Origin of the sequence: Thermomonospora sp. CIF 1 (genome assembly GCF_001896795.1) — a bacterium.
Lineage (GTDB): Bacteria > Actinomycetota > Actinomycetes > Streptosporangiales > Streptosporangiaceae > Thermomonospora > Thermomonospora curvata.
The window spans coordinates 86224-108529 of record NZ_MOYN02000021.1; the positions used below are offsets into that span (position 1 = coordinate 86224).

The window sequence follows — 22306 nt, forward strand, 5'->3', positions numbered from 1 at the left end:
CGGCGGAGGAACGCGGCGCGATGCCGCATGCACCGGTGTGCGAACGGGTGCACGGCCGATGCCGCCGACGGCCGGGAGCGGGCACCGGCCCGGCCTCCCGGCTCTCCCCGAGGATCGGCCACCGGGCTCGCGGCCGGCTCGACCCGCGCGGGAGGATCGGCCGCGATCCGGGCGGATCAGCGGTATTCGCGCACCACGATCGCCGAGTTGAAACCGCCGTGCCCCCTGGCCAGCACCAGCGCCGCCCGCACCGGTTCATAGCGGGGCCGCCCGAGCACCAGGTCCAGTTCGTAGTCGGGGACCGCCTCGCGGACGTTGACGGTGGGCGGGATCGCGCCCCAGTACATCGCCAGCAGCGCCGAGGCGACGTCCAGCGGGCCGCCGCCGGCGAACAGCCGTCCGGTCATGGTCTTGGGCGCGGTGACCGGCACGCCGCGCGGCCCGAACACCGCGGCGATCGCCTCCGCCTCCGCCCGGTCCAGGGCGAGGTCTCCGGCCGCGTCGGCGAAGACCACGTCGATGTCGCGGGGGTCCATCCCGGCGTCGCCGAGGGCGAGCTCGATGACCCGGCGCAGACCCGAGGGCCGGCCCGGGCGACGGGAGTCGAAGGTCGCCGCGTAACCGGCGACCTCTCCGTAGATCCTGGTGCCCGGGCGTTTCTCGGCCAGTTCGGCGGCCTCCAGAACCATGATCGCCCCGCCCTCCCCGGGCACATAGCCGTTGGCCCGCTCATCGAAGGGCAGGTACGCCCGGGCCGGGTCGGGGCAGCGGCTCATCGCGCCGGTGGCCTGATGCGCCACCCACGCCCAGGGGCACAGCGCGCTGTCAACGCCGCCGGTGAGGACGAGCCGGGAGCCGTCCGCCAACTGCCGACGGCCGTGCCCGATGGCGTCCAGCCCGCCGGCCTGCTCGCTGACCACCACCGAGCCGGCGCCGCGCATGCCGTGCCGGATCGAGATCTGGCCGGTGTTGACCGCATAGAACCAGGCGAACGACTGGTAGGCGCTGACGTGGTCGGGTCCCTGGCCGTGCAGCTTGGCCAGTTCCCGCTGGCCGAACTCATACCCGCCGCCCGTCGCCGCGGTGACCACGCTCATCCGGTTGGAGGGCACGTCCCCCTCCTTGAGGCCGGCCTGCCGCAGCGCCCAGTCGGCCGCCACCAGGGCCAGGCGGGTCATGTGATCGGTTTGCGGCAGCAGCCTGCTCTGCAGGTGCCGCTCGGCGTCGAAGTCGGGCACCTCACCGCCGACCTTGCTGCGGTATTTGGAGATGTCGAAACGGGTGACCGTGCGGAGGCCGGACACCCCGTTCATCACGGCGCGCCAGTATGCGGTCGGCCCAAGACCGTTGGGCGCCGCTATGCCGATCCCGGTTACCACTGCCCGCTGGGTCATCGCTTGTCTCCGCCCATCTGCCGCAGGACCATCGCGCTCTGGAAACCGCCGAAGCCGCTGCCGACCGTCAGCGCGGTGTGGACCCGCTTCTCGCGCGCCACCAAGGGCACGTAGTCCAGGTCGCACAGAGGATCGGGTTCGTGCAGATTCGCCGTCGGAGGGATGAGGTCCTGCTGGATCGCCAGCAGGCACCCGGCGATCTCCAAGGAGCCGATCGCCCCGAGCGAATGCCCGATCATCGATTTGAAGGCGCTGATCGGTATCCGGTAGGCCTCCTCGCCGAGGCTGCGTTTGAAGGCGCCGGTCTCGTGCAGGTCGTTCTGCTTGGTGCCCGAGCCGTGCGCGTTGATGTAGTCGATGTGGGCCGGCAGCACCCGCGCCTTGTCCATCGCGGCCTCGATGGCCTCCGCCATTTCCCTGCCCTCGGGTTCGAGGCCGGTCATGTGGTAGGCGTTGCAGCGGGAGGCGTAACCGGCGACCTCGCCCCAGATCCGGGCACCGCGGGCCCTGGCGTGCTCCAGCTCCTCCACGATCAAGATGGCGCTGCCTTCGGCGAGCACCAGGCCGTCCCGCGTCCGGTCGAACGGGCGGCAGGCGGTGGCCGGGTCGTCGTTGCGGGTCGAGCTGGCCCGCAGCACATCGAAGCAGACCACGGTGATCGGGGACAACGGCGCCTCGGTGCCCCCGCTGATCACGACATCGGCGCTGCCCTCCTCGATGAGGCGGGCCGCATAGCCGACGGAGTCGATGCCGGAGGTGCAGCCGGTGGAGACCATGGTGGTGGGGCCCTCCGCACCCACCAGCCAGGCCAGCTCGGCGGCCATCGAGCTGGGGTTCACATAGTCGTACAGGTGCGGGACGGAGTAGTTCTGATCGATCTCCCACTGGCTGCCGTCGGCACTGCCGATCACGAACTCCCGCTCCAGGCTGGTCGTGCAGCCGATCGCGCATCCGAGGGCCACGGCGACCCGGGTGGGGTCCAGCCGGTCGAAGTCCAGGCCCGAGTCGGCGATCGCCTCCCTGCCGGCGACGATCGCGAACTGCGCCGCGCGGTCCAGACGGCGGATCTGCTGCCGGGTCAGCCCTTCCTTGACGGGGTCGAAGTCGCACTCGCCGGCCATGCGGGACCGGAAGGGCGAGGGGTCGAAGTGGGTGATCGTCCGGATGGCCGTTCTCCCCTCCGACAGCAGACTCCAGTACTCCTTCACCCCGACGGCGCCTGGCGCCAGTACACCCATCCCCGTGATCACAGCGCGACGAGACATCGCTGACCTCCCGATTCGATGCGCGCTTGCGGCGCGGACCGGAGCCGGGCCGAAAGCCGGAGGCGTTCGTCCCGCCGGTCCCTTCGAGGGCTCAGCGTGCGCCGCGGTGCTCGAGACGGACTCGACCAGGGCCTAACCGCGCAGGCCCATCCTTGGGTTTCCCGGCGGACGCGCGGCGTCTGCGGCGCCGGATCACACCCGAACGGCTCATTCGAACGGAAGGCAAGCCATGGCAGCATCCGCGACGGATCTCGCCGTCGAGACGACAGGGCTGGTGAAGACCTTCGGCGAGCTCCGGGCCGTCGACGGCATCGATCTGGCCGTGCCCGCGGGGACGGTGTACGGAGTGCTGGGCCCCAACGGCGCGGGCAAAACGACGACGCTGAAGATGCTGGCCACGCTGCTGCGGCCGGATGGCGGCCGGGCCGCGGTGTTCGGCCACGACGTGGTCGCCGAGCCCGACGCGGTGCGCAGCCGCATCGCGCTCACCGGACAGTACGCCTCGGTGGACGAGGATCTGACCGGGGCGGAGAACCTCACCCTGCTGGCCCGGCTGTCCGGGCACGGCAGGGCGGCCGCTCCCGGACGGGCCGAGGAGCTGCTGGCCGCCTTCGGGCTCACCGAAGCGGCCGGCCGGCAGGTCAAGACCTACTCCGGCGGGATGCGGCGGCGCCTGGACATCGCCGCCAGCCTGATCAACACCCCGGACCTGCTGTTTCTGGACGAACCGACCACCGGGCTGGACCCCCGCAGCCGCAACCAGGTGTGGGAGATCGTCCGCACCATCGTCGCCCGCGGCACCACGGTCCTGCTCACCACCCAGTACCTGGAGGAGGCCGACCAGCTGGCCGACCGGATCGCGGTCATCGACCACGGCAGGGTCATCGCCGAGGGCACCCCCGGAGAGCTGAAGTCCGCCGTCGGCGCCGGCTCGATCACCCTGCGGCTGCGCGAGGCCGCACAGCGCGAGCGGGCCCGGGCCGCACTGAGCCGGTCGCTGGCCGCCACCGTCGAGGCCGGCGACGACCCGCTCGCCCTGGCCGCCCGGCTGACCAGCGCCGACGACTCGGCCGCCCAGGCCGCCGCCGCGCTGGGCGAGCTCGCTCGGCTAGGCGTCGCCGTCGATGACTTCGCGCTCGGCCGTCCCAGCCTGGATGAGGTTTTCCTGTCCCTGACCGGCCCGGCCACCTGACCGAAACCGCCCGACCGAACAGGAGTATCGCCATGACCACCACGGCCGAGAGCCCGGCTGCGCCCCAGTCCGAGCAGTTGCGCGCGCTGCTGGCCGAGCGGCGGCGGCCCACACCGCCGGGCGTGTGGGAGTCCGTCCGCGCCACCACCTGGCGCTCACTGCTGAAGATCAAGCACACGCCCGAACAGATGTTCGACGTGACCATGTTCCCGATCATCATGGTGCTGCTGTTCTCCCTGATGTTCGGGGGCGCCATCGCCGGTTCCCGGCAGGAGTACGTGCAGTACCTGGTGCCCGGGATCATGACCATGAGCGTGCTGCTCACCACCATCTACACCGGGATGACCATCCACGTCGACCTGCGCACCGGGGTGTTCGACCGGTTCCGGACGCTGCCGATCTGGCGGCCGGCTCCCCTGGTGGGCTACCTGGTCGCCGACGCGTTCCGCTACGTCGTGGCCTCCATCTGCATCCTGGGCGTCGGGATGCTGCTGGGCTACCGTCCCGGTGGCGGCCCGCTGGGCGTGGTCGCGGGCGTTGCGGTGCTGCTGGCCTTCGCCTTCGCCGTCTCCTGGGCCTGGACGGCCCTGGGCATCGCGGCGCGGAGCGAGAAGACCGTCAGCTCGGTGAGCATGGCCGTGCTTTTCCCGCTGTGCTTCCTGTCCAACATCCTGGTCGACCCCAAGACGCTGCCCGGCTGGCTGGAGGCGGTGGTGAGCGTCTCCCCCATCACCCAGACGGTGACCGCCGTGCGCGCTCTGATGGACGGAGACCCGCAGGCGGCCGCCCTGGCGGGGACCGCCTGCTACGGCGTGCTCTTCCTGGCCGTCTTCGGCGCCCTGTCGCTGCGCGCCTACAACCGGCGCTGACCTTCATCGGTGACCCGCATCCCTTTTCAGGAGACGACCGTGCGATTCCTTTTCATGACCGGGGGTGGTTCGGCCCCGATCCACGCCAGCGTCCCGCTCGCCTGGGCGGCCCGGACGGCCGGGCATGAGGTCATCATGGCCGCCCCGCAGGAGAACCTGGACCTCATCGTCGGGCTCGGCCTGCCCGCCGCCCCGGTGACCCGGCTGGGCATGGGCGATGCGATGCTCAAGGACCGGGAGGGCAACTGGCTGCCGATGCCCACCGGCGAGGACGATGAGATGGACTTCGCCGGCCGCGGCTTCGCCCGGCTGGCGGCCGCCAGCTACGAGGGCGCCGCGAAACTGGTCGAGGCCTGGCGGCCGGACGTGGTGATCGGCGGCGAGTACACCCTGGTCGCCCCCTTGATCGCCCATCGCTTCGGGCTGCCTTTGGTCAGCCACACCTGGGCCATCTACGACCGCACCGACGTGGACTGGCAGGGCGCCACCGACGAACTGCGGCCGGAGTTGTCGCGGTTCGGTCTGGAGCAGGTCCCCGCCTGGGACCTGTTCGTCGACATCACCCCGCCCAGCGTCCGCCCCGCGCACGCGGAGCCGGCCCAGCCGATGCGCTGGACCCCCGGCAACAGCCAGGTCCCGCTGGAGCCGTGGATGTACACCAAGGGCGACCGGCCCCGGGTGGTGCTGACCTCCGGGTCGCGCAGCATGTTCGTGCCGAACCTGGGGGTGGACTTCTTCCGCCCGCTGCTGCAGACCCCGCTGCTGAGCAGCGGTGAGGTGGAGGTGATCGCGGCGACCTCCGAGGCCGTGGCCGCGCATCTGCGCGAGGAATTCCCCGGCCTCAAGGCCGGTTACGTGCCGCTGGACGTGGTGGCGCCGACCGCGGACGCGGTCGTCCACCACGGCGGCGGGGTCACCGTCATGACGCTGCTCAACGCCGGCACCCCGCAGGTGGTGCTGCCCGAGATCAAGTACTCGGCGATCCCACTGCGCCCGGTGGACGAGTTCGGCGCGTCGATCACCCTGCCCTCGCATCGGGAGCCTCCCGAGGAGGTCGCGGCGGCGATCTCCAAGATCCTGGAGAACCCGTCCTATGCCGGGCGGGCGGCCAAGCTGGCCGAGGAGATCGCCGGGATGCCCGCCCCGGCCGAGGTCGTCAAGAAGATCGAGGCTCTCGTCTGAGAACGCACCGCCGCGGCGGAACGCGGGCCGGTCCGCAAGCGGACCGGCCCGCGTCGCGTGTCCGGGGAGGCGGTGTTTCAGAGCGTCCGCAGCACCTCGCGCACCGCCGAGATCACCTTGTCCTGCCGCTCCCTTGACAGGGACGGGTACATCGGCAGCGAGAAGATCTCCTTGGCGAGCCGCTCAGTGACCGGCAGCATCCCCTCCTTGTACCCCAGGTGGCTGAAGCCCGACATGGTGTGCACCGGCCAGGGGTAGCTGATGTTCAGCGAGATGTCATAGCGCTTGAGCGCCTCGATGATGTCGTCGCGGCGGGGGTGGCGGACGACGTAGACGTAGTAGACGTGGGTGTTGCCCGGGTTCACCGTGGGCAGCAGCAGGCCCTGGTCGGCCAGGTCTCCCAGGCCCTCTTCGTAGCGCCGGGCCACGGCGCGGCGGCCGGCGATGTACTGGTCGAGCCTGCGGAGCTTGCGGCGCAGGATCTCGGCCTGCACCTCGTCCAGGCGGCTGTTATGGCCCGGTGAGCGCACCACGTAGTAGACGTCTTCCATGCCGTAGTAACGCAGCCGCCGCAGGTCGGCGTCCACCTCGTCGTCGGAGGTGATGACCGCTCCGCCGTCGCCGTAGGCGCCCAGCACCTTGGTGGGGTAGAAAGAGAACGCGGCGGCGTGCCCCATGGTGCCGGCCAGCCAGCCGTGGTGGCGGGCGCCGTGCGCCTGGGCGCAGTCCTCCAGGATCACCAATCCGTGCCGGTCGGCCAGCTCGCGCAACGGCGCCATGTCCACGCACTGGCCGTACAGGTGCACCGGGACGATCGCCTTGGTCCGGGGAGTGATGGCCTCGGCCACCTGGTCGGTGTCCATGAGGAAGTCCTCTTCCCGGACGTCGACGAACACGGGGGTGGCGCCGGCGCCGACGATGGCCACCACGGTCGGCGCCGCGGTGTTCGACACGGTGATCACCTCGTCACCGGGGCCGACGCCCAGTGCCTCCAGGCCGAGCTTGACGGCGTTGGTGCCGTTGTCGACCCCGGTGCAGTGCGCCACTCCGTGGTAGTCGGCGAACTCCCGCTCGAACCCCCGGACGCTCTCCCCCAGTATCAGCCGGCCGGAGCTGAACACTTTATCGACCGCCTCGAGCAGGTCGTCCCGTTCCTTCTCGTACTCCGGCAGGTAGTCCCATACGTACATGGTCATCGCAGGTCACCCTCCGTTCCCGGGTCCGATGCCCTCAGCTTGAACGGGCCCGATCGGGGCTCGCTCAAGCCCTGCCGGGTCCGGCTCCGGCCGGACTCGAGGAAGGGTTCCCGACCGCCCGCCGGCGGCAGGAGGGCCGCTCCGATGACGGCGGCGGGTTCTTCCTGCAGACGCGCACCAACCCGCCGAAGGCCGGCCACACCGTCCTGCCCGCCGTGCAGGAGGCAACCGACGAACTCGCCCGCGTCTTCGCCCAGTGGGTGAAGGAGGACACCACCGCCTTCACCGCCTGACCGCCCAACGGCTTCGGCCGGGCCCCGCGCGGGGCCCGGCCGAAGCCGTTCACAACGCCGCGGTCATCGCCGTTTCCCTGCGGGCACCACGTACCGGGTGTAGAGCAGATCGCGGATGACGTCGTCGCCGCCCTCCACGATGCCGACGTAGCGCATGTCACGGACCAGCTTGCCGATCGGGTGGTCGTGGGTGTAGCCGAGCCCTCCGAACATCTCCGAGCCGATGGTGGCGACCTGCCAGCCCGCCTGGCCGCAGTACATCTTGGCGGCCAGGGCCGAACGCAGCGTGCCGGCCCGGTACATCACCGCCGCCGGATCGGGGGCGGCCATGAGCCGGTCGAACTCGGCGGCCGCCGCCCGGCATTGGTTGCGCATGACGTCGATGAGCATCTCGATCTGGCCGAGCTTGCCGGCGAACACCGCGTTGTCGGTCAGCGGGACGCCTTTGACCCGCTTGCCCGCCGCGTACTCCATCGACAGGTCCCGGATCCGGCGGGCGATCCCGATGGCCGTGGCGGCGATGAGGATGCGGCTGGCGTTCAGGCCGATCTCCAGATTGCGCAGCCCGTTGCCGCGCAGCCGGTTGCCGGCCGGCACCACGCACCCGCGCAACCGCACCTGGTAGGTGGCCGAGCCCCGGACACCGATCACATCCCAGCGCTTGACGATCTCCACCCCCGGGGTGTCGCGCGGCACCGCGATGACGGCGAAGTCGCCGTCGTCATCCGCCGAACGGGCCAGCACCAGCAGGGCCTCGGCGGCGTCGGAGTTGGTGGAGAAGTACTTGTCGCCGGTGACGACCAGGTCGTCGCCGGAGCGGGCGAAGACGGTGGCGGTGCGGCCCAGTTCGCTCCCGGCCTCCTCTTCGCTGCCCAGGATGCCGAGCACCCCGCCGTCGCGGGCCAGTTTCCGCAGCAGCGGGCCGGCCAGGGACTCCTCCCCGTACAGTTGCAGCATGGTGGTGCCCAGGATCGGCAGGAAGGAGCCGAAGGCGAACCCGGCGTCGCCGTAGGCCAGCTCGGAGACGATGTCCACACCGTCCTCCAGGGACACCCCACGGCCGCCGTACCGGGCCGGGATCCACCAGTTCGCCAGCCCGGCCTCATGCAACCGGACCGATTCGATGGTGGGCTGTTCGGGCAGGGCGTCGAAGTAGGAGGCCTTGTCCATCAGCTCGGTGTGGACGAAGGCCCGCACCCGGTCAAGCAGATCGGTGGTCATGACGGGCTCCCGGTTCATCGGGCCTCGGCTCGCGCCGCGGCCCTGGACTCGACGAACTCCCGGGCCTTGGCCATGGTCGCCCGGCTGTTGGAGCCGAGGGCGTGCCGGACCGCCTCCCGGGCGGCGGCCGGCGACGGCGGCGGGTCGGGCAGCGCGGCGATGCCTTCGGGGTCGAGGATCACCTGGTGCCGCGCGGTCACGGTGACCGTGCCGTCCGGTCCGGGTTCAAACAGCCACTCACCGTTGTGCGCGGCGAGCACGGGCGGCAGTTTGACCTGCTTGTAGGAGATCCGCCGCGGCAGGCAGACCCGTCCGGAGATCGTGGTGTGCACCGAGCCGTCCGGGGAGCGGGTGTCCATCTCCATGTACTGCAGCCCGGGCGTGTCCTCGCGGACCTCGATGCGCTGCACGTGAGGGATGCGCTCGGGCCATTTGGCCACGTCGTAGATGAAGTCGTAGACCTCCTCCAGGGGGCCGGTGACGGTCTCGGTGTCGCTGAAGTCCAACAGCAGTTCGGCCTCGGCGTCGCCGCGCTCGGCGGCGCGCCGCAGGTGCTCCAGTTCGGAGCGGCTGTTGGAGTCCACCGCCCGGGCGATGCGGTCGAGCCCGACCGGGTCATCGTCGACGGCCCGGTAGTGGTGGTCCAGGACGACCGTGCAGCCGCCGTCCGGCCGCGGCCGGATCGTCCAGGCGCCGCCCATCGCGGCGACCGGGTGCTGGGGGCGGGTCTGCTCGAACTCCACCCGGTGCCGATCCGGGTACAGCCGGCGCCGCGACTCCCAGGTGCGCAGTTCGCCGTTGGCCAGCGCCCAGATCCGGATGCGCTCTTCGGCGTCGTCGCCGTCGATCCGCTCCGCCCGCACGGTCGGCGGGAAGTACAGCGGCCAGCGGCTCACGTCGGCGACGATCCGATAAACGGCCTGGGCCGGGGCCGCCACGTCGATCCGGTGGCTCACCTCGGTCATGCCGATCCTGGAGGGGGTGGTGGGGGTCTGCACGGCGGGATCGGGGGTGGTGTCAGCGAAGTACTGCGGCATCGTGGCCGTCCAATCTGGTGATCATGAACTCGACGAGTTTCTGGGGAGTCGGGTGGTCCAGCACGGCTCCGGCGGGCAGCCGGAGCCCGGTCGCCGCGTTGAGCCGATTGCGCAGGTCCACGCTGAGCAGTGAGTCGAAGCCCAGGCTCTTGAAGGAGTCCTGGGGGCCGACCGTGGACGGGTCGCCGTAGCCGAGCACCTCGGCGGCGTGGGTGCGGACCAGCTGCAGCAGATCCTCGGCCGTCGGCCGCCGGGAGGCCGGATCCGCCGGGGCGTCCGCGGCGGGCCGGACGGCAGGGGGAGCCGCCGGGGCCGGACGGCGGGCGGAGGCGTCCTCGCGCAGGCCGTTCAGCAGCGCGGCCGCGCGGCTGCCGGGGTTCAAAAGACCGGTGTCGGCGGGCCGCAGGGGCACCAGCAACGACCGGGCGGAGCCCAGGCTCTGGTCCAGCAGCCGCAGCCCGTGCCGGGTTTCCATCGGGGCCAGCCCGATCCGGCTCAATGCGGCGGTGTCGGTCTGCGACAAGTGCCCGGTCATCCCGGTGGCCTCCCGCCACAGGCCCCAGGCCAGCGAGGTCGCCTCCAAGCCCCGTGCCCTGCGGTACTGGGCCAGAGCGTCCAGGAAGGCGTTGGCCGCGGCGTAGTTGGCCTGGCCCGGCCCGCCGAGCACTCCGATCGCCGAGGAGAACAGCACGAACGCCGACAGGTCCAGGTGCTCGGTGAGGCGGTGCAGGTTCCAGGCTCCGGTGACCTTGGGCCGTAGCACCGCCCGCAGCCTGGCCGGGGTGAGCTGGGAGATCAGCCCGTCGCCGAGCATTCCCGCGGTGTGGAAGACGCTGCCGGGCTCGTGCTCGGCGATGACCTTGGCGAGGGCGTTCTCATCAGTGACGTCGCAGGCGATCACGCTCACCTCGGCGCCGAGGCCGGCCAGTTCGGCGCGCAGCTCCGCCGCGCCCTCGGCGGCGGGGCCGCGCCGGCTCACCAGCACCAGGCGCCGCGCGCCGTGCGCGGCGGCCAGGTGCCGGGCCAGGACGGCGCCCAGGCCGCCGGTGCCGCCGGTGATCAGCACCGGGCGGTCCGGGTCGAAGGACCGCGGCATGGTCAGCACCAGCTTGCCGCGGTGCTTGGCCCTGCTGAGCATCCGCAGCGGCGTCTTGCCCTGGCGGACGTCCCAGGTGCGCAGCGGCAGGTGGGTCAGGACGCCGGCCTCGAACAAGGCGACCAGTTCGGCCAGCACCTCGCCGATCCGGTCCGGGTGCTGGCCGAGGATGTTGTAGGTCCGGTAGGTGATGCCGGGGTACTCGGCCTCGGTGCGGGCGACGTCGCGCAGGTCGGTCTTGCCCATCTCGGCGAACCGGCCGCCCTCGGCCAGCAGTCCCAGTGAGGCGTCAATGGCCTTTCCCGACAGTGAGTTCAGCACCACGTCCACGCCCCGGCCGCCGGTGACCGCTCGGAACCGCTCGGCGAAGTCCAGCGAACGGGAGGAAGCGATGTGGTCGTCGGGCAGCCCCCACTCGCGCAGCATCGCGTGCTTGCCGGGGCCGGCGGTGGCGAACACCTCGGCGCCCAGGTGCCTGGCCAGTTGGATCGCGGCCAGGCCGACGCCGCCGGTGGCGGTGTGGATCAGCACCGACTCGCCGGGCCGGATCCCGGCCACGTCGACCAGGCACTGGTAGGCGGTGATGAACACGATCGGCACGCTCGCCGCCTGCGCATAGCTCCAGCCCTCGGGCAGATGCCTGATCATGCGCTCGTCGGCGACGGCGACCGGTCCCAGGGAGCGTTCGAACATCCCGAACACCCGGTCCCCGACCGCAAAGCCGGTGACCTCGGAACCGACCTCGGTCACCACGCCGGCGCCCTCGCTGCCCATGGTCTTCTCGGTGGGGACCAGCCCCAGCCCGACGGTGACGTCGCGGAAGTTGAGCCCGGCCGCACGAACCTCGATGCGCACCTGCCGGGGCCCGAGCGGGGCCGCGGCCTCCGGGTGCGGGATGAGCGCCAGGTTCTCCAGGGTGCCCTTGCTGGTGACGTCCAGCCGCCAGAAGCGCTCTCCCTCCGGGGGGCGCAGGCCGTCGTCGTGCAGGGGCCGCAGCCGCGGCCGGTACAGCCGTCCCGCCCGGATGGCGACTTCGGGCTCGTCACAGCTCAACGCCCGGGGAAGGGCCTGGAGGGAGGCGGGGTTGTCGTCGATGTCGACCAGTGCGAACGTTCCCGGGTGCTCCGACTGCGCCGACCGCACCAGCCCGGTGACCACCGAGGAGGCCAGCCCGGGCACCGGCTCCCGGTCGGTGATCGACAGCGCCCCGCGCGTCACCAGTGCCAGCCTCGTGTCAGCCGACCGCCGGTCGGCCAGCCAGCCTTGCAGCAGGTCGGTGGCGGCGACGGCCAGCTCTTCGGCGGACTCCGGCAAGTCATGGCCGTCCGCGGCCAGGGCGGCCGCGACGACCGCCGGCGCCGGGTCGGGGAGCGATTCCAGGTCGGGGTAGTCGCGCCGGGCGCCGAGGCCGGGAGAGGCCAGCGTCGCCCATTCGGCGGACGGGCCCTCTTCCTCCTGCGGCATCGGCTCCCAGGCCAGTTCCAGGGTGGTGCCCTCTTCGTCCGGGTCGGCGGGGGGCCGCAGCTCCAGCTCCCCGACCGAGCCGACGACGCGGCCCTCCTCATCGCAGCAGCTCAGGGAGAGCCGGCCGGCCTCGGTGACCGCGCGCACCCGCAGCGTCCGCGCCCGGGTGGGGGCCAAGGCGACATCCCGCCATGCGAAGGGCACCACGAGCCTGGTGCCCGACTGCAGCACGGCGGCGTGCAGGGCGGCGTCCAGCAGCGCCGGGTGCGCGGTGGCGAAGTCCCCCGGGCCGCCGACCTCGTCGGGCAGCGTCACCTCGGAGAAGATCTCGTTGCCGCGCAGCCACATGGCGCGCAGGCCGGTGAACGCCGGACCGTAGCGGTAGCCGCGGCCCGACAGGCGCCGGTAGGCGTCGGTGAGGTCGACTCGGGAGGCGTCGGCGGGGGGCCACTGCTCGATCCCCTGGCCCTGCTCCCCGCCGCGGGCGGCCAGGACCGCCGTCGCATGTTCGATCCAGCCGCCGTCCGGACGGCGGGAGTGCACGGTCAGCGGCACCCGGCCGGCGGCGTCAGCGGCCTTGCAGACGATCCGCAGCTCGGCCGTGCCCTGGTCGGGCAGCGGCAGCGGGGCGCTCAGGGCGAGCTCGGCGACGACCGGGCGGCCGATCCGCTCGCCCGCCTCGGTGAGCAGTGACAGGAACACCGTGGCGGGCACCAGGGCGGTGTCCCGCACGGCGTGGTCGGGCAGCCAGCGGTGGATCTGCGGATCGATCCGCGCGGTCAGCACGGTCTGCCCGGACGGCAGGTCGGTCCGCCCGGTGACGAACGCCCCGCCGGCGGTGCCGGATGCGCCGCCCGTGCCGCCGGACGGCGCGGTCACCCAGTAGCGACTGCGGTCGAACTGGAACGTCGGCAGGTCGATCTGCCGCCCGGGGGGCTGCACCGCGGTCAGGTCGACCGGTCCGGCCGCGCCGGCCGGTGCGGCCGCCGACATCAGGAACTGGCCCAGTCCGCCGCCGTCCCTGCGGAGGGTGCCCACGACGGTGCCGCGGACCCCCATCTCCTCGCAGATCTCCTGCACTCCGTAGGTCAGCACCGGGTGCGGGCTGACCTCGATGAAGACCCGGTGGCCGCGGTCGATCAGCTGCCGGATCACCGGGTCGAACCGTACGGTGCTGCGGAGGTTGTCGTACCAGTAGGCGGCGTCCATGCTCGCGTCGTCGATGACGGTGCCGGTCAGCGTCGAGTGCAGCGGCACCTGCGGCGGACGCGGGGACACCCCGGCCAGTTCCTCCAGGAGCGTGTCCTTGAGCGCCTTCATGGCGTGGGTGTGGGAGGCGTAGTCGACCTCGATCCGGCGGGCCTCCACGCCTTGGCGTTCGCAGACCGCCAGGAGGTCTTCCAAGCCGTCTGTGCTCCCGGCCACCACGGTGGCGGTCGGGGCGTTGATGGCGGCGACGCTCACGCCGTCCACGGTGTTCAGCAGCCGCTGCGTCGCCTCCACGCCCAGCGGGACGGACACCATCCCCCCGGTGCCGGCCAGCGAGCGCAGGGCCCGGCTGCGCAGCGCCACGACCCGGCAGGCGTCGGCCAGGCTCAGCGCGCCGGCCACGTGCGCGGCGGCGATCTCGCCCTGGGAGTGGCCGACCACCGCCGCCGGGCGCACGCCGACCGACTCCCACAGCCGGGCCAGCGACACCATCACCGCGAACAGGGCGGGCTGCACCACGTCGACGCGGTCGAAGGAGTCGCCGCGCAGCTCCTCGGTCAGCCGCCAGCCGCACAATCCGGCCAATTCGCGTTCACAGGCGAGCATGCTCTCGCGGAAGACCCGGGACTCCTCCAGCAGCGCCAGGCCCATCTCCCGCCACTGCGATCCCTGGCCGGGGAAGACGAAGACCGGTCCGGCCTCGTCCGGGCGGGCCTCGCCGCGCAGCACGGTCGGCGACTGGTAGCGGCCGGTGGGGGGCGAGGCGGGGCCGCCGGAGGCCAGGGTCGCCAACCCCGCGGTCAGGTCGTCCCGGGTGTCGGCGATGACGACGCCGCGGTGGGGGAAGCGGGTCTTGGCGCGCAGGGTGCGCGCCACGTCCTCAGGGGCGGCCTGCGGCCTGCTCTCCAGGAAGCCGGCCAGGGCCCTGGCCTGGGTGCGCAGCGACTCGGGGGTGGGGGCCGACAGGCTCCACACCAGTGGGCCGGCGGCGGCGGGTTCGTCGTCCTGCTCCGGAACGGGCGGAGCCTCCTCCAGCACCAGGTGCGCGTTAGTGCCGCTGATCCCGAAGGAGGACACCCCGGCGCGGCGGGGCCGGCCGTCCCGCCGGGGCCATGGGCGGGCCTCGGTCAGCAGCGCCAGCCCGCTGCGCTCCCAGTCCACGTGCCGGGTGGGCCTGGAGACGTGCAGCGTCGCCGGCAGCGTCCCGGCCTTCATCGCCTGCACCATCTTGATGACCCCGCCGACTCCGGCGGCGGCCTGGGAGTGTCCCAGGTTGGATTTCAGCGAGCCCAGCCACAGGGGGTGTTCGGCGTCCCGGTCCTTGCCGTAGACGGCCGCCAGCGCGCGGGCCTCGATCGGGTCGCCCAGTTCGGTGCCGGTGCCGTGCGCCTCCACCGCGTCCACGTCGTGGGGGGCGAGGCCGCAGCTGCGCAGGGCCCGCCGGATGACCTCCTCCTGGGCCGGCCCGCTCGGCGCGGTCAGGCCGTTGCTGGCGCCGTCGGAGTTGGTGGCGCTGCCCCGGATGAGGGCGTGGATGCGGTGTCCCCGGGCGAGCGCGTCCGGCAGCCGCTCCAGCAGCAGCAACCCGGCGCCCTCCGACCAGGCGGTGCCGTTGGCGTCGTCGGAGAAGGCCCGGCAGCGCCCGTCCGGAGACAGCCCGCCCTGCCGGTGGAAGTCGACGAACATGCCCGGCGTGGCCATCACCGCCACCCCGCCGGCCAGCGCCAGGTCGCACTCGCCCTGGCGCAGCGCCTGGACGGCCAGGTGCACGGCGACCAGCGAGGAGGAGCAGGCGGTGTCCACGGTGATCGCCGGACCGCGCAGCCCGAAGTAGTAGGCGATGCGTCCGGAGGCGACGCTGGGCGTGCTGCCGGTGATGCGGTAACCGCCGGCGCCTTGGTTGTCCTCGTGCAGCCGCGGCCCGTACTCCTGAGCCATCGCGCCGACGAACACTCCCGTGTTGCTGCCGGCCAGGCCGTCGCGGTCCATGCCGGCCCGTTCGAAGGTCTCCCAGGCCACTTCCAGCAGCACCCGCTGCTGGGGATCCATGCCTTCGGCCTCGCGCGGCGAGATGCCGAAGAACTTGGCGTCGAACTGGTCGGCGTCGTGCAGGAAGCCGCCCCGGTCGGTGCCGGCCCGGCCGCCGGCGAGATCTTCCGGCCGCCAGCCGCGGTTGTCGGGAAAGCCCGAGGTGGCGTCCACGCCCTCGGCGACGAGCCGCCACAGGTCCTCCGGCGAGCGGACGCCGCCGGGATATCGGCACCCCATGGACACGATCGCGATGGCCTCCTGCTCACCGCGTGGGGCTCTGGTTCCAGCAGTCATCGTCAACGTGGCCTTTCGTCGGGTTGCAGCGAACGTGCAGCGGATGCGCCGTGCCGGGCGGCGGGCGGTCAGCCGGATGCTTCCGTCCGGAGCGCTTCGATCAGCGCCGCCGGGGTGGGATGGTCGAACAGCAGGGTGGCGGGCAGGTCGCGGCCGGTGCGCCCGGCGATCGCGGTGCGCAGCGCCACCGCCATCCGCGAGTCCAGCCCCAGGTCAGTGAACGTGCGGTCCAGGTCCAGCTCACTGCCCGGGTCGGCGCCCAGCAGCCGGTTGGTGCACTCAACGACCAGGGCCGCCGGATCGCCGTCCCAGTCCGGGACCGGCGCGGCCGGCCCGGCGGTCAGTTCCGGCAGGGCGGTGTCCAGCCAGTACGGCTTGCGCTGGAAGGGGTACAGCGGCAGGTCGACCGGGCGCGCCCCCGGCCCGTACAGGGCGGACCAGTCGACCGGGGCGCCGCAGACGAAGGCCGCGGCGGCGGCCGCGGCGACCCCGGCGGTCTCGTCGCCGCCGGCCAGCGGTGCGGCGTACCGGGCGGCGTCCGGCCCGAGCGTCTCGGCCGCCAGGGCCGACAGCTGCGCGCCGGGACCGGCCTCGATGAAGAGCCGGGCGCCCAGCTCATGGGCGGTCCGCACGGCCAGGTCGAAGCGAGTGGCGGCGCCCGGGTGCCGCAGCCAGTGGTCCGGGTGCGCGCTCTCCTGCGGGGCCGCCGCCCGGCCGGTCACCGCCGACACGATCACCGGGCCGACGGGCCGGTTCCAGGTCAGCGTGTCGGCGACGGCCCGCAGCTCGTCCATGGAACCTCCCGCCGCGCCGTCCATCAGCCGGGCGCGGTGCGCGACCAGCGTCGCCGCGTCCTCCAACGACAGCACGCCCGCGACGTGGGCCGCCACGAACTCGCCCTGGGAGCGGCCGGCCAGCACGCCGGGGGTCATTCCCCACGACTCCAGCAGCCGGTACAGGGCGATCTGCAGCGCGAACAGCGCCGGCTGGGCGTGGACGGCACGCACGTCCAGGTCGTCGCGTTCCCACAAGGTGTCCTGGAGGGCGGTGCCCAGGTGCGGTTCGACCGCGGCGCAGGCCTCATCGAACGCCCGTGCGAAGACTTCGAACTCCTTGTGGAGCCGTCGTCCCAGGCCCGTCCGCCAAGCGCCGGGGCCGGGAAACAGGTAGGCGATGCGGCACTCGCCCGGCGCGACGGCGCCGGTGATCGGGGCGGTCTCCGCGCCGGTGATCGGGCCCGGCTCCTGCGGTTCCGTCCCGTCGGCCAGGGCCCGCAGCCGGGAGGCCAGGCCGGCGGCGTCGGCGGCGACCACGGCGGCGCGGCAGCGCAGCGGCGCCCGGGTCGTGGCCGCGGAGAAGGCCAGGTCCAGCAGGGCGGGGCGGCGGGAACGCGTCATCCGGTCGGCAAGCCCGGCCGCCAGCCGGCGCAGCGCCGTCTCGTCGTGCGCGGACAGCGGCACCGGGACCGCCCGGTCCCCGGTCTGCGGCGGCGGCCCGGCCTGCGGGCGGGGGGCCTCGCCGAGCACCACATGGCAGTTGGTGCCGCCGAGGCCGAAGGAGGATACCCCGGCCACCAGCGGCCGATCGGCGGCCGGCCAGTCCTGCCATTCGTCGCACACCCGCAGTCCCAGCCCCTCCAGGTCGATCGCCGGGTTGGGCCGCCGGTAGTTCAGGCTGGGCGGCAGCCGGCGGTGGAACAGGCTCGCCGCCGTCTTGATGACCCCGGCGATGCCCGCCGCCCCCTCCAGATGGCCGATGTTGGTCTTGACCGAGCCCACCAGCAGCGGCGCGCCCGGCGGGCGTCCCCGGCCCAGCACCTCGCCCAGGGCGGCCGCCTCCACCGGGTCGCCCACGGGGGTGCCGGTGCCGTGCAGTTCCACGTAGGCCACCTCGGATGGCGCCACCCCGGCTTCCCGGTAGGCCCTGGTCAGCACTTCCCGCTGGGCGTCCCGGCTGGGCGCGGTGAGGCCGGGACCGCCGCCGTCGTTGTTGACCGCGCTGGCCAGTACGGTGCAGTACACCCGGTCACCGGCGGCCAGGGCGGCGTCGAGCGGTTTGAGGATCAGCACACCGGCGCCCTCGCCGCGCACGATCCCGTCGGCCCGGGAGTCGAAGGTGTGGCAGCGGCCGGTGGGCGACATCGCGCCCAGCTCGGCCAGGATCCGGTCTCCGATGGCCTCCAGGTTCAGTTGGACGCCTGCGACCACGGCCATGGCGCACTCCCCGCGCCGCAGGGCGCCCACCGCCTGGTGCAATGCCACCAGCGAGGAGGACTGGCCGGTGTCGATGACCATGCTGGGCCCGGTGAACCCGAAGGCGTGCGAGAGCCGGTTGGCCAGGAAGGCCCGGCCGATCCCGGTCATGGTGTAGGGGCCGACCGTCCCGGAGGCGCGGCTGGCCAGCGCATAGTCGTCGGAGCAGGAGCCGACGAAGACGCCGGTCGGACCGGGTGGCGCGCTCGGCGGGATGCGCGCGTCCTCCAGGGCGTGCCAGCACAGTTCCAGCAGGATCCGCTGCTGAGGGTCCATCGCGGCGGCCTCGCGGGCGGAGATGCCGAAGAAGGCGGCGTCGAAACGCTCGACCTCGGCGAGGTAGCCGCCCGGGCGGCGGCCCTTGCGGCGACCGGTGCCCGATCCGATGGCCTCGCCGCCCGACAGCAGCATCCGCCAGAACCCGGCCAGGTCGTCGGCTCCGGGGAAACGGCAGGCCATGCCGACCACGGCCACCGGTTCCGCGAGTGCGGCCTGCGCGGCGGTGCGGTCAGCCATGGCGTCCTCCCGCCTCCATCGCGGCGGGTCGCCGGGCCCGAGCAGCCGGCGGGGCGGTGAGCCGGCGGCGCGCTTCGTCGACGGCCCTGCGGTCCGCCTCGTCGCCCCGCGGACGGTCCGGCAGCAGCGGCAGGACACGGCTGTGTCCTTGGACGACCCGGCGCTGCCGGCGGGCCAGCTGGGTCAGGCTGTTGCCCGGCCCGGCCTCCACCAGCACGCAGTCGTGGTCGTCCAGCAGCTTGGTCAGCGCGCCGTGAAAGTAGACGGTCTGGGCGGCCTGCCACGCCCAGAACTCCGGATCGGTCGCCTGCCGGTCGGTCAGCACGGCCTGGGTGTAGGCGGAGTAGACGGTCAGCCGCGGCGGGCGCAGCCGCACCTGACGGAATCCCGGCAGGGTGGCCAGCACCGCCTTCTCGACCACCGGGCTGTGGAACGCCTGGCGGGCCAGCACGTCCCGGCAGATCAGGCCCCGGCCGTCCAGGATCCGTGCCGCCTCCTCCAGCGGCTCACGCTCCCCGGCCAGCAGCACCTGGCGGGGCCCGTTGACCGCTGCCAGGTGCACCCTGCCGCCCAGCAGATCGGCGACGTCCTCCACCGAGGCCGCCACGGCGAGCATGCCGCCGGGCGGGGTGTCGGCGAAGCAGGCGATCCGCTCGCGCATCAGCCGCATGCCGTCGCCGAAGTCGATGACCCCGGCCAGGGTGGCGGCGGCGACCTCGCCGACGCTGTGCCCCAGCAGGGCCACCGGGCGGACGCCCCAGCCGAGCACCATCTGTCCCAGCGCGTGGTTCACCGCGTACAGCAGCGGCTGCGCCACGGTCACGTCGTCGAACATCGGCGACGGCGACGATGCGAGCCATTCGGCTCGCAGCCGCGGGCCGTCGTCGCCCATCAGGCCGAAGGCCTCATCCATCCAGGCCGTGAACGTCTCCTCGTGCCCGTACAGGCCGGCCGCCATCCTCGGGTGTTGGGCACCCTGCCCGGGAAGGACGAGGGCGACCGGCCCGACGGTCTGCTGCCCTGTGAGCGACATCCGGTCACCTTCCTCTCCTCGCCCCGACGGTGCGGCGAGGGCTTCAAGACTCGCCTGAGGATCGATCGAGGCCCCAGGGCTCCGTCTGTGCTTGAGCCGCCTGCGAGCACCGCCGCACAGGGTCTGTCGAACGGTGGACCCATGTCGCGGAAGGAGGAGCGGTGGGGGGCGCGGAGATCTTCGTATCCGGTGTCGGCCTGTACCTGGCGCCGGCCATGCCCGCCGAGGAGGCGGTCGAACGCGGGCTCACCGATCTCTGGACCGTCCGGCGCACCCGGATGCGTTCGGTGTGCGTCGGCGAGGAGTCGGGCCCCGAAATGGCGGTCAAGGCCGCCCGGGACGCGCTGCGCCACGCCGGTGCCGCCCCGGACGACATCGACTTGGTGCTGCACGCCAGCACCTACTTTCAGGGTCACGACCTGTGGGCGCCGGCCTCCTACGTGCAGCGGGAGTCGATCGGCGACCGGCCCCGGGGCGCCTGCCCCGCCATGGACGTCGGGCAGTTGTCCAACGGCGGCCTGGCCGCCATGGAACTGGCCGCGGCCTACCTGCGGGCCGACCCTCGCCGGCACAGCGCGCTGATCACCACCGGTGACCGGTTCTGCCCGCCGGGCTTTGACCGTTGGGCGACCGACCCGGGCACGGTGTGCGGGGACGGCGGCACCGCGCTCGTGCTGTCGCGGGTCGGCGGTTTCGCCCGGCTGCGCAGCCTGGTGACCGTCTCCGACCCGGCGCTGGAGAAGATGGGCCGGGGCGCCGACCCGTTCGGGGCCGGGCCGCTGACGGCCCGCGTCCCGATCAGCCTGGAGCAGCATCGCGCTCTGCTGATGAAGGAACTGGGCGCATCGGAGCTGATCGACCGGCTGCGCGCCGGGCAGCGGGCGGCCTACGAGCGGGCCCTGGCCGAGGCCGGCCTCCAGGCCAAGGAGATCGCCTGGTTCGTGGTGCCCAACCTGGGTCACCCGAAGATGGAGTTCCAGTTCTTCACCGCTTTGGACATCGACCCCGGCCGCACGACCTGGCCGTGGGGTTCGGGGGTCGGTCATCTGGGCGCCGGTGACCAGATCGCTGGGCTGGCTCATCTGGTGCGCATCGGCGCGCTGGCGCCCGGCCAATCATGCGCGCTGATCGGTGCCGGCGGCGGGTTCGCCTGGACGGTGGCCGTGCTGGACGTGTTGCGCATCCCCTGAACGCCCGCACCGGGCGTCCAGCCCTCTTCCACGCGGATTCGAGAGCAGTGCGGAAGCCTCGCCAGCAAATCCCAACAAAACGCACCAAGTGCCGCAAAAGAACAGAGAGCGGGCCAGAAGATCATGACAGTAGCCGAAGCGAAAGACGCCCTGCAGGCGTTCCGCGACCAGCAGGTGCGCTGGACCGACGCCGGCCAGGGCCTGGAACAGGCCACCATCGAAGTCCCCCTCGACTACTCCAACCCCACCGGACGCTGGCTGACCATCGCGATCAGCCGCCGGCGGGCGCTGGACCCGCAGCGGCGCCGGGGCATCCTGCTGGCGGTCAACGGCGGGCCCGGCGGATACTTCGGGTTCGGCCGGCGCTTCCCCGACATCCTGGCCGACAGCCCGCTCGCCCACTGCTACGACCTGATCGGCTTCGACCCCCGGGGCACCGGCGACTCCACCCCGCTGACCTCCGAGGTCACCCCGGTGCGGGCTCCGCTCGACTCCCGGCCCGACGACGCGGCCTTCGCGCTGATCGCCGAGGACATGCGCGTCCGCGAAGAGGGCAACCAGCGGGCCGGCGGCGACCTGCGTCCCCACTTCAGCACCCGCAACATCGCCCGCGACATGGACCTGATCCGGGCCGTGCTGGGCGAACCGGTGATCAACTTCCTGGGCTACACCTTCGGGACCTACCTGGGCGCCGTCTACGGCAGCATGTTCCCCGCCCACCTGGACCGCAGCGTGCTCGACTCGTGCGTGCACCCGGACTGGTCCTGGCGCGAGCAACTGATGGCGCAGGGCCCGGCCAACCGGGAGAACGTGGAGAAGTGGGCCGCCTGGGTGGCCGAGCGCAACCGGCACTTCGGGCTGGGCACCTCCGCCGAGCAGGTCCTGGAGGCCGTCGAAGAGGCCGCCGCCGCCCTGGCTGCGGACGGGCGGGCAGAGAGCATCCGGCTGCGCACGCTGTTCGACGGCGCGCTCGGCTCGCGATCGGCGAACCGGGCGCGCTGGGAAGAGCTCGGCCGGATGGTCGCCGACCTGCGCGGCGGCGACCTGGAAGCGGCCCGGACCTGGCTGGCCGACGAGCGGATCTGGCCGCCGACCGAGACCGGCGGCACCACCCGCTGCGGCGTCCTGGACGCCGTCACGCTGGAGAAGGACTGGCCCACCGACCTGGAGACCTACTACGCCGACATGCGCCGCTACCGCGAGCGCTACCCCTACGGGTACGGCGTGATGCGGGCCCAGCCGTGGGTCGGGGCCTTCCGCTCCTTCCGCCCGCCGGAGCCGCCGACCGTCCTGCGCCGGGACGGCTACCCGGCCGGGATCGTGGTGCGCGCCGACGGAGACCCGATCGACCACGCCGCCGGCGGCGCGGCCATGGCGGCCCGGCTCGGGCACCGGCTGATCACCGTCGCCGACTCCGGCCAGCACGAGATCTACCTGCTGTGCCGCAACCCCGAAGTGGACGCCCTGGTCACCGGCTACCTCGTCGACGGCGTCCTGCCGCCGCACGACGTCGTCTGCGCCAGCACCGTCCCCCGTCCGGACATCCCGGCCGACCCGGCCGAGTGACGTCCG

General features: G+C 72.9%; 13 protein-coding genes. 5 read left to right on the plus strand and 8 right to left on the minus strand.

What is annotated here, in order from left to right; all coding sequences use genetic code 11:
• Positions 1-176: 176 nt before the first annotated feature.
• Complete coding sequence (locus BUE48_RS13685; protein WP_286990041.1) at positions 177-1394, minus strand: ketosynthase chain-length factor; 1218 nt, start codon at positions 1392-1394, stop codon at positions 177-179.
• A complete protein-coding gene (locus BUE48_RS13690; protein ID WP_012853103.1) occupies positions 1391-2659 on the minus strand; it encodes a beta-ketoacyl-[acyl-carrier-protein] synthase family protein in 1269 nt (422 codons plus the stop codon). The genes BUE48_RS13685 and BUE48_RS13690 overlap by 4 nt, the downstream gene beginning before the upstream one ends.
• A 229-nt stretch (positions 2660-2888) precedes the next feature.
• On the opposite strand from BUE48_RS13690, the gene BUE48_RS13695 reads away from it, so the two are divergent.
• The 3 genes from BUE48_RS13695 to BUE48_RS13705 are packed head-to-tail and all read left to right on the plus strand — an operon-like array spanning position 2889 to position 5902.
• Positions 2889-3851: an ATP-binding cassette domain-containing protein gene (locus BUE48_RS13695; RefSeq protein ID WP_286990042.1), complete on the plus strand. Its 963-nt coding sequence runs from the start codon at positions 2889-2891 to the stop codon at positions 3849-3851.
• Between the two features lie 32 nt (positions 3852-3883).
• Positions 3884-4720 carry an ABC transporter permease gene (locus BUE48_RS13700; protein WP_012853105.1) on the plus strand — a complete coding sequence of 279 codons (837 nt, stop codon included), beginning with the start codon at positions 3884-3886 and terminating at the stop codon, positions 4718-4720.
• A gap of 39 nt (positions 4721-4759) precedes the next feature.
• The gene (locus tag BUE48_RS13705) at positions 4760-5902 is read left to right on the plus strand and encodes a nucleotide disphospho-sugar-binding domain-containing protein (RefSeq protein ID WP_012853106.1); all 1143 of its coding nucleotides are present in this window, start codon (positions 4760-4762) and stop codon (positions 5900-5902) included.
• Between the two features lie 77 nt (positions 5903-5979).
• Here BUE48_RS13705 and BUE48_RS13710 read toward each other — a convergent pair whose 3' ends face one another.
• From BUE48_RS13710 to BUE48_RS13735, 6 genes are all read right to left on the minus strand, one after another.
• Entirely contained in the window at positions 5980-7098 is a 1119-nt protein-coding gene (locus BUE48_RS13710; protein ID WP_012853107.1) for a DegT/DnrJ/EryC1/StrS family aminotransferase, read from the minus strand.
• Positions 7099-7454: 356 nt separating this feature from the next.
• On the minus strand, positions 7455-8612 hold the full coding sequence (locus BUE48_RS13715; RefSeq protein WP_052305510.1) for an acyl-CoA dehydrogenase family protein: 1158 nt from the start codon (positions 8610-8612) through the stop codon (positions 7455-7457).
• Positions 8613-8626: 14 nt separating this feature from the next.
• The gene (locus tag BUE48_RS13720) at positions 8627-9649 is read right to left on the minus strand and encodes an aromatase/cyclase (protein WP_012853109.1); all 1023 of its coding nucleotides are present in this window, start codon (positions 9647-9649) and stop codon (positions 8627-8629) included.
• The gene (locus tag BUE48_RS13725) at positions 9630-15686 is read right to left on the minus strand and encodes a type I polyketide synthase (RefSeq protein ID WP_502694616.1); all 6057 of its coding nucleotides are present in this window, start codon (positions 15684-15686) and stop codon (positions 9630-9632) included. The genes BUE48_RS13720 and BUE48_RS13725 overlap by 20 nt, the downstream gene beginning before the upstream one ends.
• 125 nt (positions 15687-15811) lie before the next feature.
• Complete coding sequence (locus tag BUE48_RS13730; RefSeq protein ID WP_012853111.1) at positions 15812-18511, minus strand: type I polyketide synthase; 2700 nt, start codon at positions 18509-18511, stop codon at positions 15812-15814.
• A complete protein-coding gene (locus BUE48_RS13735) occupies positions 18504-19544 on the minus strand; it encodes an acyltransferase domain-containing protein (protein ID WP_012853112.1) in 1041 nt (346 codons plus the stop codon). Before BUE48_RS13735 ends, BUE48_RS13730 begins: the two co-directional genes overlap by 8 nt.
• 161 nt (positions 19545-19705) lie before the next feature.
• On the opposite strand from BUE48_RS13735, the gene BUE48_RS13740 reads away from it, so the two are divergent.
• Together BUE48_RS13740 and BUE48_RS13745 are read left to right on the plus strand one after the other, a co-directional pair.
• A complete protein-coding gene (locus BUE48_RS13740) occupies positions 19706-20734 on the plus strand; it encodes a ketoacyl-ACP synthase III family protein (RefSeq protein WP_286990049.1) in 1029 nt (342 codons plus the stop codon).
• A 123-nt stretch (positions 20735-20857) separates the two neighbouring features.
• A complete protein-coding gene (locus BUE48_RS13745; RefSeq protein ID WP_012853114.1) occupies positions 20858-22300 on the plus strand; it encodes an alpha/beta fold hydrolase in 1443 nt (480 codons plus the stop codon).
• The last annotated feature ends 6 nt before the right edge of the window (positions 22301-22306 follow it).